Source organism: Bacillus suaedaesalsae, assembly GCF_016890225.1.
Lineage (GTDB): Bacteria > Bacillota > Bacilli > Bacillales > SA4 > Bacillus_BS > Bacillus_BS suaedaesalsae.
In genome coordinates this window covers 254,029-271,417 of the sequence record NZ_JAFELM010000016.1, presented here as the reverse complement: position 1 = coordinate 271,417, position 17,389 = coordinate 254,029, and the positions used below count along the sequence as shown (strand labels likewise).

General features: G+C 35.3%; 14 protein-coding genes and 1 rRNA gene. 6 read left to right on the top strand and 9 right to left on the bottom strand.

What is annotated here, in order from left to right; genetic code table 11:
• From JR050_RS04525 to dnaA, 9 genes are all read right to left on the bottom strand, one after another.
• Positions 1–214, bottom strand: a 16S ribosomal RNA gene (locus JR050_RS04525); the annotation flags it as partial.
• A 222-nt stretch (positions 215–436) separates the two neighbouring features.
• Complete coding sequence (locus JR050_RS04520; RefSeq protein ID WP_204202313.1) at positions 437–1,519, bottom strand: HD-GYP domain-containing protein; 1,083 nt, start codon at positions 1,517–1,519, stop codon at positions 437–439.
• A gap of 87 nt (positions 1,520–1,606) precedes the next feature.
• On the bottom strand, positions 1,607–4,117 hold the full coding sequence (gene gyrA / locus JR050_RS04515; RefSeq protein ID WP_204202312.1) for a DNA gyrase subunit A: 2,511 nt from the start codon (positions 4,115–4,117) through the stop codon (positions 1,607–1,609).
• Between the two features lie 38 nt (positions 4,118–4,155).
• Positions 4,156–6,069, bottom strand: a complete 1,914-nt coding sequence (gene gyrB, locus JR050_RS04510) for a DNA topoisomerase (ATP-hydrolyzing) subunit B (protein WP_430392853.1) — start codon at positions 6,067–6,069, stop codon at positions 4,156–4,158.
• Between the two features lie 67 nt (positions 6,070–6,136).
• A complete protein-coding gene (remB, locus tag JR050_RS04505; RefSeq protein WP_204202311.1) occupies positions 6,137–6,397 on the bottom strand; it encodes an extracellular matrix regulator RemB in 261 nt (86 codons plus the stop codon).
• An 11-nt stretch (positions 6,398–6,408) separates the two neighbouring features.
• Positions 6,409–7,527: a DNA replication/repair protein RecF gene (gene recF, locus JR050_RS04500; RefSeq protein WP_204202310.1), complete on the bottom strand. Its 1,119-nt coding sequence runs from the start codon at positions 7,525–7,527 to the stop codon at positions 6,409–6,411.
• Positions 7,528–7,545: 18 nt separating this feature from the next.
• Positions 7,546–7,782, bottom strand: coding sequence for a S4 domain-containing protein YaaA (gene yaaA / locus JR050_RS04495; RefSeq protein ID WP_204202309.1), 237 nt, complete (start codon positions 7,780–7,782; stop codon positions 7,546–7,548).
• A 169-nt stretch (positions 7,783–7,951) separates the two neighbouring features.
• Complete coding sequence (gene dnaN / locus JR050_RS04490) at positions 7,952–9,091, bottom strand: DNA polymerase III subunit beta (protein ID WP_204202308.1); 1,140 nt, start codon at positions 9,089–9,091, stop codon at positions 7,952–7,954.
• Between the two features lie 197 nt (positions 9,092–9,288).
• Entirely contained in the window at positions 9,289–10,638 is a 1,350-nt protein-coding gene (gene dnaA / locus JR050_RS04485) for a chromosomal replication initiator protein DnaA (RefSeq protein ID WP_204202307.1), read from the bottom strand.
• Between the two features lie 721 nt (positions 10,639–11,359).
• On the opposite strand from dnaA, the gene rpmH reads away from it, so the two are divergent.
• The 6 genes from rpmH (at position 11,360) to mnmG (ending at position 17,373) form a co-directional block, all read left to right on the top strand.
• Positions 11,360–11,494 carry a 50S ribosomal protein L34 gene (gene rpmH, locus JR050_RS04480; RefSeq protein ID WP_149220711.1) on the top strand — a complete coding sequence of 45 codons (135 nt, stop codon included), beginning with the start codon at positions 11,360–11,362 and terminating at the stop codon, positions 11,492–11,494.
• 213 nt (positions 11,495–11,707) lie between these two features.
• Positions 11,708–12,052 (top strand): ribonuclease P protein component, encoded by a 345-nt coding sequence (rnpA, locus tag JR050_RS04475; protein WP_204202306.1) that lies wholly within the window; start codon positions 11,708–11,710, stop codon positions 12,050–12,052.
• Positions 12,053–12,254: 202 nt separating this feature from the next.
• The gene (gene spoIIIJ, locus JR050_RS04470; RefSeq protein ID WP_204202305.1) at positions 12,255–13,019 is read left to right on the top strand and encodes a YidC family membrane integrase SpoIIIJ; all 765 of its coding nucleotides are present in this window, start codon (positions 12,255–12,257) and stop codon (positions 13,017–13,019) included.
• Positions 13,016–13,642 (top strand): RNA-binding cell elongation regulator Jag/EloR, encoded by a 627-nt coding sequence (gene jag, locus JR050_RS04465; protein WP_204202304.1) that lies wholly within the window; start codon positions 13,016–13,018, stop codon positions 13,640–13,642. Before spoIIIJ ends, jag begins: the two co-directional genes overlap by 4 nt.
• 447 nt (positions 13,643–14,089) lie before the next feature.
• The gene (gene mnmE, locus JR050_RS04460; RefSeq protein ID WP_204202334.1) at positions 14,090–15,466 is read left to right on the top strand and encodes a tRNA uridine-5-carboxymethylaminomethyl(34) synthesis GTPase MnmE; all 1,377 of its coding nucleotides are present in this window, start codon (positions 14,090–14,092) and stop codon (positions 15,464–15,466) included.
• Between the two features lie 11 nt (positions 15,467–15,477).
• On the top strand, positions 15,478–17,373 hold the full coding sequence (gene mnmG / locus JR050_RS04455; protein WP_204202303.1) for a tRNA uridine-5-carboxymethylaminomethyl(34) synthesis enzyme MnmG: 1,896 nt from the start codon (positions 15,478–15,480) through the stop codon (positions 17,371–17,373).
• The last annotated feature ends 16 nt before the right edge of the window (positions 17,374–17,389 follow it).

Genomic DNA, 17,389 nt, shown 5'->3' with positions numbered 1-17,389 from the left:
CCGTCTTTTATTCAAGCACCAGGAGGTGCTTGAAGTTATCCGGTATTAGCTCCGGTTTCCCGAAGTTATCCCAGTCTTACAGGCAGGTTGCCCACGTGTTACTCACCCGTCCGCCGCTGATATCAGGGAGCAAGCTCCCATCAATCCGCTCGACTTGCATGTATTAGGCACGCCGCCAGCGTTCGTCCTGAGCCAGGATCAAACTCTCCAATAAAGTGTTTGATTGCTCATTTACTTGCTGGCTATCTATTAAATAGATAGTTTTTAAAAATTTTGCGTTGGTTAGAAACCAACACGCTTGACGTTTTGTTTAGTTTTCAAAGAACTGCTATCGCCTAGAAGCGACTTTATTAATATATCATGCTGGATATATGAAGTCAACATATTTTATTCGTTTTTATTGAATCTAGAAAAAAAGAGTGGAAGGTTTCTCCTCTCACTCTGTTATGATCTCTTCGATAAAGAGATCTAGTCGATTTGATAGTTGAATAAATTCATTCCTATCTTCTAACTTCACCATTGGTCTTGTTGGTGACTTTGACTCTACAAATACAATTTCCCCTATTTGTCCATCTGATAATCTTACTTTTGTTCCAATTGAGAAGTTTGCAAGTCCAGATGTTAAGGCTTGAATAACCTGAATATCAAATTGTCCGAAACTATCTTGTAAAATCATCTCTAATACTTTAAATGGCGATTGTTTAGAACGATATGCTCTTTCTGATGTCATTGCGTGATATACATCTGCAACTGCTATAATCTTACCGTACGGATGGATTTTTTCCCCTGAAATCCCTAAAGGATATCCGCTTCCATCAGTTCGTTCATGATGCTGGAATACTCCTAGTTTTACACCTTCGCGTATTACTGGTAAGTTTTGAAGCATTTTATATCCATGCGTTGGATGATAGCGGATTTCATTATATTCTTCAGGTAAGAGTGCTGTTTGCTTATCTAATATTTTGGGGCTTACTTTTGCCATCCCGCAATCTGATAATAGACCAGCGATTGCAATTTGCAGCCATTGCCCTTTTTCATAGTTCTGCTTTTTCCCTAAAAAGCCTGAAAGCAAACCTACAGTTACTGAATGGTGAAATAAGTAGTCTTCTTTTGTTGAATAATGATGTAAAGTAAATATTTCCGATCCCGAGCGCAGGCTACGTTCTAATAGTGGAATAAAGAATTTCCGCACCTTCACAATATCAACCTGGGAACCAGATTGCCAATCTTGAAATATCTTTTTATATTCTTGTACTGATTTTAGATAATGTGCTGTGAATGAAATGTTTGCATTTTCATCGTTCTCTAATTCATCATCATGACTTTCATAAGGTCTAAATGGTTTGCCATTAACTAATGTAGATTCAACCTGTATCTCATTAATTAAAAAAGCTTGAAGTAATTGAATATGTTGTTTATTTATAATTGTCTTTTTAGGAATGAGTGGTTTATTGGTTAATGAGGTGACATCATCTGACAATATACAACCTTCTCTAAGTTGAGTAATAGGAACCTTCATAATTGTCTCCTCTCGATCAAGAACTTGTCCTATTTATATTTTACTAAAAAAAAAGGAACACTTCGACGTGTTCCTTAAAATTTTTTTCTATTCTTGATTTTCTTCTGAATCTGAAGTTACTTCTGGAGCTTCTGTTCCTTCTAATTCTTCTTCATCAAAATCTTTTTCGTCTTCTTTTTCAACTACAGCAATTGTCGAGACATTTTCTTCATCGCCTAGACGAATTAATCTTACACCTTGCGCGTATCTTCCGAACTGTGATATTCCATCTGTTGCCATACGGATGATAACACCACTTGCCGTTATAATCATAATATCTTCTTCACCAGTTACTGTCTTAATTGACATAACGAAGCCAGTCTTTTCTGTAATGGTAGTCGTACGAAGTCCTTTACCACCACGGCTCTGTATACGATATTCTGCTTTTGGTGTACGCTTTCCGTAACCATTTTTCGTAACAACTAAAACATCGTAGCCGTCTTCTAAAATCTCCATCCCTACAACTTCATCATCTTCGTCTAATGTTATACCTTTAACACCAGTTGCAGTTCTTCCCATTGATCTTACATCTTGTTCATGGAAACGAATTAACATACCTTTCTTCGTACCGATGATAATATCTTTTGTTCCATCAGTATTTTTAACAGAGATAAGTTCATCTCCTTCTCGAAGATTTACAGCAATTAAGCCACCTTTTCGGATATGACTAAAGGAGGATAATGGAGAACGCTTTGATATACCTTGCTTAGTCGTAAAGAAAAGATAAGCATCATCCGAAAATTCATCTACAGAAATCATCGCATTAATCCATTCACCTTTATCAATCTCCAAGAGATTAATAATTGGGATTCCTTTTGCTGTACGACTAAATTCAGGTATTTCATATCCTTTTGTTCTGTATACTTTTCCTTTGTTCGTAAAGAATAGAATTGTATTGTGAGTAGACGTAGTTAACAATTGCTCAACGAAGTCATCCTCATTTGTTGACATACCCTGAATACCACGACCACCACGTTTTTGTGCGCGATACGTAGATGCAGGTAGTCGTTTAATATAGCCGTTATGTGTTAATGAGATTACGATATTTTCTTCAGGAATTAAATCCTCATCCTCGATCATTTCATATCCACCAGCTACTATTTCAGTACGTCTTACATCATTAAAGCGTTCTTTAACTTCCATTAATTCTTCTCTAATAATTTGTAATACCTTTTCATCATCAGCTAGAATTGCTTTTAATTCAGCAATTAAAGTTACTAACTCATTATATTCATCTTCAATCTTTTCTCTTTCTAACCCTGTTAAACGTTGCAAACGCATATCTAAGATAGCTTGTGCTTGTTTTTCAGAAAGAGAAAATTGAGTCATTAATCCTTCTTTTGCTATGTCAGTTGTTCTGGAGCTACGAATTAATGCAATAACTTCATCTAAATGATCTAAAGCAATACGTAATCCTTCTAAAATATGGGCACGGGCTTCTGCTTTATCAAGCTCAAATTGCGTTCTTCTTCTAATAACTACTTTTTGATGTTCTAAATAATGGTGTAGGATCTCCTTAAGATTTAAAACCTTAGGATGTCCGTTTACTAAAGCGAGCATATTAATACCAAAGCTAGTTTGAAGCGCTGTTTGTTTAAATAAGTTATTTAAAAGAACATTTGCATTTGCATCACGACGAACCTCGATAACAATCCGCATACCATTACGGTCTGACTCATCACGTAAGTCAGTAATTCCATCTATTTTCTTATCACGAACTAATTCAGCAATCTTTTCGATAAGCTTCGCTTTATTCACTTGATATGGAATTTCATTTACGATAATTGTTTGTCTACCGTTTGCTTTTTCTTCAATTTCCACCTTTGCACGAATAATAATGGAACCACGGCCTGTTTGGTACGCCTTTCTTATACCACTCCTACCTAAAATTTGTCCAGAAGTAGGGAAATCTGGCCCTTTAACAGTCTCCATCAATTCATCAATTGTGATGTCAGGGTTTTTACTCAACTCTAGTACACCATCAATTACTTCACCAAGTTGGTGAGGTGGAATATTCGTAGCCATCCCTACAGCAATACCCGCTGCACCGTTTACTAAAAGATTCGGGAAACGTGCCGGTAGAACTACAGGTTCTCTTTCCGAACCATCATAATTGTCTTTGTAATCAATCGTGTTTTTGTTAATATCACGAATGATTTCCATTGCAATTTTGGACATACGAGCTTCTGTATAACGCATTGCTGCTGCCGCATCTCCATCGACAGATCCGAAGTTTCCGTGACCATCAATTAACATATAGCGATAGTTAAAATCTTGAGCCATACGTACCATCGTTTCGTAAACAGCAGAGTCACCATGCGGGTGATACTTACCAATTACTTCACCTACGATACGTGCTGACTTCTTATATGCTTTATCAGCCGTCATTCCAAGGTCGTTCATAGCATATAAAATACGTCTATGTACAGGCTTGAGCCCATCCCTAACATCAGGAAGGGCACGTGAAACAATTACACTCATTGCATAATCTAGAAATGAAGTTTTCATTTCATGACTTATATTAATTTCTTTTACTTGTGATTTACGACTCTCAGTCATATTAATCCTCCTTGAGGAGTTTCATGTTCATCCATATATTAGATATCTAAGTTTTTAACGTACTGTGCATTTTCTTCGATAAAATTACGTCTTGGATCAACCTTATCTCCCATTAACATTTCAAACGTTTCATCCGCTTCGATTGCATCTTGTAAAGTTACTTGAAGTAATGTTCTTGTGTCTGGGTCCATTGTTGTTTCCCATAATTGAGTAGGGTTCATTTCCCCAAGACCCTTATAACGCTGAATGCCAGGTTTAGGTTGACTAGACATGCTTCCTAATGTTTCTTCCAATTCACGATCATTATAAGCATACTCAATACGCTTACCTTGTTGAATTTTATATAGAGGTGGCTGAGCAATATATATATATCCATGTTCAATGATTGGTCTCATGTAGCGATAGAAGAAAGTTAGTAATAACGTTCTAATATGGGCACCGTCTACATCGGCATCTGTCATAATTACAACTTTGTGATAACGAGCTCTTGTAATATCGAAATCCCCACCAATACCCGTACCAAATGCTGTGATCATAGCTCTTATTTCATTGTTAGATAAAATTTTATCTAATCTCGCCTTTTCAACATTTAATATTTTACCACGTAATGGAAGAATTGCTTGGAAATGGCGATCACGACCTTGCTTCGCAGATCCACCCGCTGAGTCACCCTCAACAATATAAATTTCACTAGCAGCTGGATCTTTAGAAGAACAGTCAGCAAGTTTACCAGGTAGACTGGAAACCTCTAGAGCACTCTTGCGTCGTGTTAACTCTCTCGCTTTTTTAGCAGCCATACGAGCGCGTGAAGCCATAATTCCCTTTTCAATAATTTTTCTAGCAACTGAAGGATTTTCTAGCATGAATTTCTCAAAAGTTTCCCCAAAGGTAGCTTCCGTAATCGTTCTTGCTTCACTATTACCAAGCTTCGTTTTTGTTTGCCCTTCAAATTGAGGGTCTGGGTGTTTAATAGAGACAATTGCGGTTAGTCCTTCACGAACATCTTCACCTGTTAAGTTGCTTTCACTATCCTTTAACAGACTATTTTTCTTTGCATAGTCATTAATAACACGAGTAAGAGCTGTCTTAAAGCCAACTTCATGCATTCCGCCTTCGTACGTATGAATATTATTGGCAAATGAGTATATATTACTTGTGAAACTGTCATTGTATTGAAGGGCAATTTCAACTGCGATATTATCCTTCTCGCCTTCTACATAAACAACATCCTCATGAACTGCTTCTCTAGAACGGTTTAAATGCTCAACATATGATTTAATTCCGCCCTCATACATATATTCATTTGAACGCTCTCGCTCTGGTCTCTTATCTTCAATCGTGATTTTTAATCCACGGTTTAAGAAAGCTAGTTCTCGGATACGATTAGCCAATGTATCGTAGTCATACTCTAACGTTTCAGTGAAAATCTCCCCATCTGGTTTAAAGTGAACGATCGTACCAGTTTCATCTGATTCACCGATAATCTCTAAATCCCCATCTGGTACTCCACGTAAAAACTTTTGATAATGGATTTTTCCATCACGATGTACATAAACTTCTAGCACTGTTGATAAGGCATTAACAACTGAAGCACCAACACCATGAAGACCACCTGAAACTTTATAACCTCCACCGCCGAACTTACCGCCGGCATGAAGTACTGTCATGATAACTTCTACAGCAGGTCTACCCATTTTTTCATGAATCCCTACTGGAATACCACGACCATTATCCCTTACCGTAATACTATTGTCTTCTTCAATTGCTACATTGATTTCAGAACAATATCCCGCTAAAGCTTCGTCAATACTGTTATCAACGATTTCCCATACAAGGTGGTGAAGTCCTTTTGCGCTCGTTGAACCAATATACATTCCCGGACGCTTTCGAACAGCTTCTAATCCTTCTAATACCTGTATCTGATTCTCATCATATGATGGTTGTTGATCCATTTCTTTTTGATCCATTGCCATTCAAATCACCTGCAATCTAGTTCTAGTTATAAGAACCACAAATTTTCTAATCGATATTTACTACTGGGTCAAATAATTGGTTAGCTCTCTTTTTTAACGTCATAGAGGCTAACGGTGAAAAATAAATATCATGTATCGTTACAACAATTGTTTTCATTGTTGTTGATATTTCAATAATTTCTTTGGATTTTCGTTGACCGTAAATGAACTCTTGAACAATCGTCGAAGAGTGGTATAGTTGTCCATCTAGAATTGCTATAATTTCGTCTATTGGTACAACGACGTTTTCTCCTAAATGTATAAACAACTATCATCACCTCATTTTAACTTCTCTATTGAACCAGCTGTTACATAATATTGAGCAGCTTCTTTCAATGTATCATGATCAATACCTTCTACACTTGTTGTTGTTACAAATGTTTGGACTTTCCCTTGAATGGTATTAAGCAAATGGGATTGTCTAAAATCATCTAACTCAGATAATACATCATCTAATAAAAGAATCGGATATTCTCCAATTTCTGAGTGGATAAGTTCAATCTCAGCTAGCTTTAAGGATAGGGCAGTTGTTCGTTGTTGTCCTTGTGATCCAAAGTTTTGCACGTCCTTACCATTTACGAAGAAAATAAGATCGTCACGATGAGGACCAGCAAGAGTCATACCTCGATCAATTTCTCTATCTCTTATTTTATCAAATTTTTGCTCATAGCTTTCTATCATTTTCGACAAGTCTATGTTCTCTGATACATCAACCGAAGCTTTATACTGAATTTCTAACGTTTCTAGATCTCTACTTATTCCTTTATGGATTGGTTCTGCCCATTTTTGAAGTAAATCCAGGAATTCAAATCGTTTCTTTAGAATCTTTGCAGCTACTTCTATTAACTGAGCTGTAAGCACATCTAGCATAGTAAGATTTTTTTCTTTTTGTCTTGAAAGCTGCTTTAAATAGTGATTTCGTTGACTTAAAATCTTCTGGTACAAACTTAAGTCATGCATATAGATTGGAGATACCTGTCCAATCTCCATATCCAAGAATCTTCGTCTACCTTGAGGATTTCCTTTAACTAAATTAAGATCCTCAGGAGCAAACATGACAATATTCATCGCTCCAATATATTGACTTAACCTTTGCTGTTCCAGATGATTTAATTTTGCCTTTTTACCTTTTGTTGAAATCACTAATTGAAGTGAGAGCGGCCCCTTCTTTCTATGAACTCTACCTTCTATTTTAGCATACTCTTCCTCAAAACGTATCATGTCTTTATCATTCGAGGTACGATGCGACTTTGCAATAGCTAAAACGTAGATGGCTTCCATAAGATTCGTTTTACCTTGAGCGTTTTCACCTAATATAACATTTACTTTATTCTCAAATTCAACGGCAGTTTTTTCGTAATTTCTGTAATTCGTCACAGTTAAATTTTCAATATACAAGGGTATTCCCCCACACGTTTAATCTTCTACGGATTCAGGTACAGAAGCTACCGTAAAGGATCCTTTTCCTTCGATTTTGATTGTATCTCCATCTCGAAGTTTTCTCCCTCTACGATTATCGTTTTCTCCATTTACGATAATTTCGTATTCTGACAAAAACCACTTTGCCATTCCACCTGTATCGATTACACCTGCTAATTTTAAAAATTGTCCAAGTGTAATGTACTCTGTATTTATTTCAATTCTTTTTGACATTGACATCTCCTCGTTCATTTCTAAAAGTTTTTACTTTTAGAAGGATGTATACACTATTTCTTATTGTACTAAATTATTGAAAACAATAAAAGAAGGTCATCCTATTCATCTAAATACTTAATATGAATACGAAATAAGATACCGACATTATTGCCGGTATCTTATTTGATTAGTATGTTCTTACAGGTAGAATTAACTGCAATGTTTTATCATCATTAACTGGTTGGATAAAGAAAGGTCTCATTGCACCAGTAAAACTAATTTTTACATCTGATCCATCAATTGCTTTTAATGCATCCATCATAAACTTCGCACTAAAGGAGATTTTTAAGTCTTCCCCTTCAATCTTCTCACTTTGAATCTCTTCTGTGACTTTTCCGATTTCTGGTGAATCTGATGAAATCTCAATTGTCCCTTGTTCTAATGTACTGAATTTAACAACATTATTTCTTCCTTCTCTAGCAAGTAGGGAAGCACGGTCAATTGCATGTAAGAATTCTTTACTATTTAAATAAATATCTGTTTTGCTTTCTGTCGGTATTAGTCTTGAAGTATCAGGATAGTTTCCGTCTAATAATCTTGAGAAGAATAGGATATTTTTCATTTTAAATAGTACTTGTTGTTCTGTCATAACGATTTCCACATGATCGGTTGTATCATCTAAAATTTTACTTAATTCATTTAAACTCTTCCCTGGAATAACAACGTTGGCAGTAGGTAATTGATTGTTTGTATCAATCGAGCACTTTCTAAAAGCTAAACGGTGACTATCTGTTGCAATACAATGCAATTCATCATTTTCAATTTTCCAGTTTACACCTGTTAAGATTGGTCTAGTTTCAGAAGTTGATACGGCAAACACCGTTTGACGAATAATATGTTTTAACAAATCAGCAGGTAATGTAAAAACATGTTCTTCACTTAATTGTGGTAGGTGTGGATATTCTTCTGCATCAATAGCATTTAAGTTGAACTCAGCTTTTCCTGATCGGATGACTGTTTGTAATTGGTTTACCACTTCAATTTCTACATTGTCTTGCGGTAACTTTTTTACAATCTCGCTAAAGAATCGTGCTTGCAATACGATACTTCCTGTTTCTTTCACTTCTACAATTTCATCTCCAGCTTCTTCAACTGGAATAAACGATTCAATCGAAATATCTGAATCACTTCCTGTTAAAGTAACACCTTCTCTTGTCGCAACAATTTTAATACCCGTTAAAATCGGAATTGTTGTTCTTGATGAGACGGCCTTCATTACATCTTGAACACCTTGAACAAGATAATCTTTTTGAATCGAAAATTTCATTATAAAAATCTCCTTTTTGTCATAAGTAAATTTTCTAATCATATAATAATAATTTATTTAAAAAAATAGTAGTAATAGTAATAGGGCCTGTGGATTTGTGGATAAGCATGAAAAGTGAAAGGAAACACAGTCTATCCACATGTGGATAGACTGTGTGTAATCATGTTCAAGTTATTCACACTATTAAGGTATAAAAATTAATTTTTTAAAAGTCCTTGGATCTCTTTTAACTGACTTTGTAGTTGTGAATCTGTTTGAAGAAGGGTAGAGATCTTTTCATGGGCATGAATCACCGTTGTATGATCTCGTCCACCAAACTCTTCACCAATTTTCGGTAATGAGAAATCTGTTAATTCCCTTGATAAGTACATAGCTACTTGACGAGGGAAAGCAATCGATTTCGTACGTTTCTTCGCTTTAAAGTCTTCTAACTTTATGTTGTAGTGTTGACCAACGATACGTTGAATATCAAGGATTGTTATCACCTTGGGCTTAGAACTTGGAATAATATCTTTTAATGCTTCTGCTGCTAAATCCGCATTAATATCTTTATTAATTAATGAAGAGTATGCAACAACACGAATTAATGCTCCTTCTAACTCTCTAATATTCGTATCAATTTGGTTTGCGATATAAAGCATAACTTCGTTAGGGATATCTAGTCCTTCAGCTTTTGCTTTCTTGCGCAAGATTGCAATTCTCGTTTCTAAGTCTGGAGGGGTGATATCCGTAATTAAGCCCCATTCAAATCTTGAGCGAAGACGATCTTCAAGTGTAGGAATTTCCTTTGGAGGTCTATCACTTGAAATGACAATTTGCTTACTTTCCTCATGAAGAGTATTAAACGTATGGAAAAATTCCTCTTGTGTTTGTTCTTTTCCAGCTAGGAACTGAATATCATCTATAAGTAATACATCTACACTGCGATATTTATTACGAAAATCGACAGCTTTGTTGTCACGAATAGAGTTAATAAATTCATTTGTGAATTTTTCAGATGATAAGTAGACAACTTTAGCAGAAGGATTATGATCTATTACATAATGGCCAATTGCGTGCATTAAGTGAGTTTTCCCTAGTCCAACACCCCCGTAAATAAATAGAGGATTGTAGGCCTTAGCTGGAGCCTCTGCTACAGCTAGTGAAGCAGCATGAGCAAATCTATTACCAGATCCAATAACAAACGTATCGAATGTGTATTTTGGATTTAGCATACTCTGAGGTAATTCATGTGGTTCATCATCGGCCTTTACGATTTGCTTCTTCGGTGGCTCGAGGTCAAAATCCACTTCGGACTGATTTTGAGGAATAATAAATTTAATTGTTAGTTCTGCACCAGTTATGTCATAGATTGTATCAGCAATAAGTGACGAATATCGTGATTCTAGCCAATCTCTAGCAAATTCATTAGGTGCTGTGATAATTAACGTATTATTTTGGAGAGCATGTGCCTTTGTAGATTTTAGCCATGTTTCAAAGGAAGGCTTACTCAGCTTTTTCTCGATTTCTTTTAAGGCTTTATTCCATAAGTCCGAGATATTTTCCAATCCTATCCCTCCTTTTCCTATTTCTTTGCGTTGTACAACCTTTGTACAGTCGGCCGAATACAATAGTATAAATATACATTTCCACAACTGATGTTACTAGTTATATATTATAGTAGAAAAGTGACTTTTCGACAGTATTCACGGTTTGTGGACAAAATTCTTCACAGCCTCTTAATAAACTATCCACATTTTATCCACAGTCTGTGGATAGTGATATGTAGGGTGTTAGATTATTAAGTGTGAAAACATTAATATAATAACAAATAAAAATAAGTGTTGCAACGGTTTTTTAAAGGTTATCCACAAGTACAACAACTTGTGGGTTTTTTTTGTCCACAACACAAGATACTGTGTAAAACTTGTCGATAACTGGAGAAAAAGTTGAAAGATGTCTAAAAAACTTATCCACAAGTGGTTAAAAGTCATGTTTTAGGGAAAATATTGGTTTTTTTGAAATCAAGTTGACATTTAATAGTATCCTTCACTATAATTATAAAGACTGTCTTTGGACATTTTTTTTAAATAGGATTTTTGAACAATATCCTTAGTATGTTGATTGTTCATTAACGCGATCCCTATAAAAGTAAATTGCTTTTTAGTGATTAAGAAAAAAGTAATAACTAAGCTCCTGATGATATAGGGAAGTGTAAAGTTTACTATTAATAGTAGTGATTCAAGTAGGATCTACTACAAGTAGTATCCTATGAGGAGGTGTATTGGAATGAAACGTACTTACCAACCAAATAAGCGTAAGCGTAGTAAAGTTCATGGTTTTCGTAGCCGTATGAGCAGCGCAAATGGAAGAAAAGTTCTTGCTCGTCGTCGTCTAAGAGGAAGAAAAGTATTATCAGCATAAGACCACTGAATAATCAGTGGTCTTTTTTCGGCCTAATTTTGAAAAATAGGACCATCTTTACGTTTTGGTGTATGTTTTATTTGTACCATAATTGGAAAATCTGTAAGAAGAGTAGCACGTATATTACATAATCGAGAATTGTAATGTGCAATAAAACGTTACTTTTAAAGGTGCATGAACTTTATTTCTTTATGCAGCAAATGGAGTGTAACTATGAAGAAAACGTATAGAATCAAGAAAAATGAAGATTTTCAAGAGATTTTTAAAAAGGGGATTTCAACTGCCAATAGACAGTTTGTGATATATGTATTGGACAATCCTGGTCAACCAACATTTCGAGTAGGTTTATCTGTTAGTAAAAAAATTGGGAATGCTGTAGCTCGTAATCGAATCAAAAGGTTAATAAGACAAGTTCTTCATGAATTTAGCGATCAGCTTAAACCAGGCAAGGATTTTATTATTATTGCAAGAAAACCGACAGCTGAAATGGATTATTATCAATTTAAATCATCATTAGAGCATGTTTGTAAATTAGCAAAGATTCTATCAAAAAAGTAGAGAGTTCTATGTTTCGACAATTTTCTAGAATATATCGATAGTAAATGCTGAATTTGTCATGAATTTAATACGGAATATAGAAAGAATTTTTAATTGAAAGATGATACAATACAGTTATTGATTACTAGTTTTACTAGTTTTTTGTTTTTGATATTAAATCGTATTTATTTACGATTTGAAAATAAAGGAGGATATAACAGAAGTGAAGAAGCGGTTATTATTATTTGTGGCAATACTTGCAATTCTAGCAACTCTAACAGGCTGTATGGAAGTAAATCAAGACATTACAGCTGAAAGTACAGGAGTTTGGAATCAATATTTTGTTTATCCATTATCAATGCTAATTACGTATTTTGCTGAATTATTTAATGAAAACTATGGCCTTTCTATTATTATCGTAACTTTAATCATTCGCTTAGTTCTTTTACCATTAATGATTAAACAAACAAAGAGCTCAAAGGCGATGCAAGCTTTGCAGCCGGAAATGCAGAGATTACGTGAGCAATACAGCTCAAAAGATCAAAAAACACAACAAAAGCTGCAACAAGAAACAATGGCTTTATTTCAAAAGCATGGAGTAAACCCACTTGCAGGATGTTTCCCAATTTTAATTCAAATGCCAATTTTAATTGCATTCTACCATGCGATTATGAGGACAAGTGAAATTAAGACTCATTCTTTTTTATGGGTAGATTTAGGTTCTCCAGATCCATTTTTTATTTTACCAATCGTTGCTGGTATCACAACATTCATTCAGCAAAAAATTATGATGGCAGGTTCACCACCGAACCCTCAAATGACAATGATGCTTTGGATTATGCCAATTATGATTGTAGTATTTGCTTTTAACTTCCCTGCAGCACTTTCATTATATTGGGTAGTGGGTAACCTTTTCATGATTGTACAAACGTATGTAATTAAAGGTCCAGAAATTAAAGAAAACAATGCAGGAGGAGCAAAAAAGTGAAAGAAGTAACTGCTATAGGTTCAACTTTTGAAGAGGCAGTAAGTTCAGCACTAGCTCAGATGAATGCATCAAGAGAAGAAGTAGAAATAGATGTAGTAGAAGAGGGAAAAAAAGGGTTATTTGGTCTTTTTGGTGCTCGGAACTATGTTATAAAAGTAACATTAAAGAAAAATGCAAAAAAAGATACAGAACAATTTTTATATGATATAACGAAAAAAATGGGTTTAGATGTGAAGATTGAGAGTAAAGAAGTAGATCGAGAAGTGATCTATCATTTATCTGGAAAAGATATTGCATTATTAATAGGGAAAAGAGGTCAAACCTTAAATTCCATTCAATATCTAGCTCAGCTTGTCTTTAATCGTTCTACTAATCAATATCGTACAATCATCGTAGATGCAGAGAATTATCGTTTACGAAGAAGAGAAGCACTTGAGCAGCTTGCACATCGATTGGCATATAAAGCTGCTAAGTCGAAACAAGAGGTGTCACTTGAACCTATGCCTTCTTATGAACGAAAAGTTATTCATACGGTATTATTGAAAAATAAAGAGGTAAAGACCTATTCTGCAGGAGAAGAACCTCATCGTCACCTTGTGATCTCACCAATTATAAAAAAGTAGTTAAAAGTCCTAGACTGAATGAATCAGTCTAGGACTTTTTTTGTTATATTTCCGCCGAGCTTGGAAAGAACTTTCTATGAGGTCAGGTAAATAAAAAAATCACTTATTATGGAGAGAGATTTGGCAGGATTCTTCTACCAAAAGCAATACTTTTTAACGAGATTCAGTAAGAGTATAATTACCCTTTTATTTTTTTGTCTATTTTTGTGTATTTCTGTCTTGTGCACAAGTATGAAGTAGTTGTCATTTAGGTTGTGGATAAGTTAAAATAAGAGTAGATCATATGAACGGAGAAGATATCCACAAGTGGATAAGATTGATTGTATCCTTTTGGGTAATACTATAAACATGTGGATGAATATAGGACAAGCTAAAAAAGTTTTGATATGATAATCAGATGTCTTAAAAGAGACGTAAGTATATTGAGGAAGAAGAGTGACCATAATCATGGATTTTGATACGATAGCGGCAATATCAACTCCAATGGGAGAAGGAGCTATTGCGATTGTTAGATTAAGTGGAGACGATAGTTTAGCGATAGCAAATAAAATATTTAAGGGTAAATCGTTAACAGAGGTACCATCTCATACGATTCACTATGGTCATATTTTTGATCCTGAATCAGGAGATACAGTTGAGGAAGTAATGATTTCTGTTATGAAGGCTCCAAAAACATTTACGAGAGAAAACGTAGTGGAAATTAATTGTCATGGTGGATTAGTATCAGTAAATAAAGTGTTACAGTTAACGCTTGAAAATGGTGCACGTTTAGCAGAACCAGGGGAATTTACGAAAAGAGCATTTTTGAATGGCCGGATTGACTTATCTCAGGCTGAAGCAGTAATGGATTTAATCCGAGCAAAAACTGACCGTGCAATGAGTGTTGCGATTGGTCAAATGGAAGGACGTCTCTCGAAGTTAATACAACGTTTGCGTCAGGAGTTATTAGAAACACTTGCTCATGTTGAAGTTAACATTGATTATCCTGAGTATGATGATGTCGAAGAAATGACACATTCATTATTAATAGAAAAAGCAAGTTCAGTCCAAAAAGAGATTGAAAAGCTTCTACAAACCTCAAACCAGGGGAAAATATTAAGAGAAGGATTATCAACTGTAATTGTCGGTAGACCAAACGTAGGAAAATCCTCTTTATTAAATAGTTTAGTTCATGAGAATAAGGCGATTGTTACAGATATACCAGGTACTACACGGGACGTGATTGAGGAGTATGTAAATGTGAAAGGTGTTCCGCTTCGCCTTCTTGATACGGCTGGTATTCGTGAAACGGAAGATATAGTTGAGAGAATAGGTGTTGAACGTTCTAGGCAAGTATTAAAGGAAGCTGATTTAATTCTTTTAGTTCTTAATTATAATGATGAACTTACGATTGAAGATGAGAGGCTTTTTGAAGCGGTAGCCGGTATGGATGTAATAGTAATTGTCAATAAGACGGATCTACCTCAAAAGCTAGATATAAATCGGGTAAAAGAAATAGCTGGTGAATATTCACTCGTTACAACTTCCTTACTAGAAGATCAAGGAATAGAACAATTAGAGGATGCTATTGCTACCTTATTTTTCTCAGGTTCAATTGAATCACAAGATATGACCTATGTATCAAACTCAAGACATATTGCATTGCTAACACAGGCGAAAAAATCAATACAAGAAGCGATAAATGGTATTGAAACCGGAGTTCCTATTGATTTAGTGCAAATTGACTTAACGAGGACTTGGGAATTATTAGGTGAGATCATCGGTGATGCTGTTCATGAAAGTTTAATTGATCAGTTATTTTCACAATTTTGTTTAGGTAAATAGGAGGTTTTTTAATGCAACAGTATGACGGTGGACAGTATGATGTCATAGTCGTTGGAGCAGGTCATGCTGGCTGTGAAGCTGGACTTGCAGCAGCTAGAATGGGCGCTAAAACATTAATGGTTACAATCAATTTAGATATGGTTGCCTTTATGCCGTGTAATCCATCAGTTGGTGGACCAGCAAAGGGAATTGTCGTTCGTGAAATAGATGCACTAGGCGGCGAAATGGGAAAAAATATTGATAAAACGCACATTCAAATGCGTATGCTCAATACAGGAAAAGGCCCTGCAGTTCGTGCTTTAAGAGCGCAAGCAGATAAATTTTCGTATCAACATGAAATGAAAAAAACAATTGAAAATACACCTAATCTTACGTTGTTACAAGGAATGGTGGAGCGTTTAATCGTTGAAGATGGAGAATGTAGAGGGGTTATTACGAATACAGGCGCGAAGTACTCCTCTAAAACAGTCGTCATTACTACAGGTACATTTTTAAGAGGTAAAATTATTATTGGTGATTTACAATATTCAAGTGGTCCAAATAACCAACAACCATCTATTAAATTATCAGAGCACTTACAAGAATTAGGTTTTGATTTAGTACGATTTAAAACTGGAACGCCTCCGAGAGTAAACAGTAATACAATCGATTACTCCAAAACTGAAATTCAACCTGGTGATGATATACCTAGAGCTTTTTCTTATGAAACAACGGAATATATTACAGACCAAATTCCTTGTTGGTTAACCTACACAAGTCCTGAAACACATCAATTAATTGATGACAATCTTCATCGCTCTCCTATGTATTCCGGAATGATTAAAGGAACAGGTCCGAGATATTGTCCTTCTATTGAAGATAAAATTGTTCGTTTTAATGATAAACCTAGACATCAAATTTTCCTTGAACCAGAAGGTAGAAATACGCAAGAAGTATATGTACAAGGACTTTCTACAAGTTTACCAGAGGAAGTTCAACTCAAAATGCTTGCTACCATTCCAGGTTTAGAAAAAGCACAAATGATGAGAGCTGGTTATGCGATTGAGTATGATGCAGTAGTTCCAACACAACTATGGCCAACATTAGAAACCAAAAATGTTCCATATCTTTATACTGCTGGTCAGATTAACGGTACCTCTGGTTATGAAGAAGCAGCAGGTCAAGGATTAATGGCTGGCATTAATGCAGCTGCAAAGGCGTTAGGACAGAAGGAAGTTATTTTAGATCGATCAGAGGCATATATCGGCGTACTAATTGATGATTTAGTTACAAAAGGAACGAATGAGCCGTATCGATTACTAACTTCAAGAGCTGAGTATCGCCTTCTATTAAGACATGATAATGCAGACTTACGATTAACAGATAAAGCATACAAACTTGGATTAATCTCAGAAGAACGTTATGCACGTTTTACTAAAAAGAAAGAAGAAATCGAAAAAGAAAAAGAACGGTTAAAACAAGTAATTATTAAACCATCGCTACAAGTTCAACAAATGATTAAAGATGCAGGCGGAAGTGAATTAAAAGATGGAATTAGAGCTTCAGATCTTTTAAAACGCCCAGAAATGACATATCAACATATAAAGGAAATCGTACCTTCAGAGGTTGATTTACAGGCAGAGATTGCTGAGCAGGTCGAAATTCAAGTAAAATATGAAGGTTATATTGAAAAGTCACTTCAGCAAGTTGAACGCATGAAAAAGATGGATACGAAAAAAATCCCTGAAAACATTGATTATGATGCTATTTCAAGTATTGCAAATGAAGCGAGACAAAAGTTAAAAGAGGTTAGACCACTTTCTGTTGGTCAGGCATCTCGTGTCTCGGGGGTAAATCCATCAGATATATCTATTCTTTTAATCTATTTAGAGCAAGGTAAGATCGCACGAGTATCCAATCAGAAATGATCGATAGGAGAAAGGA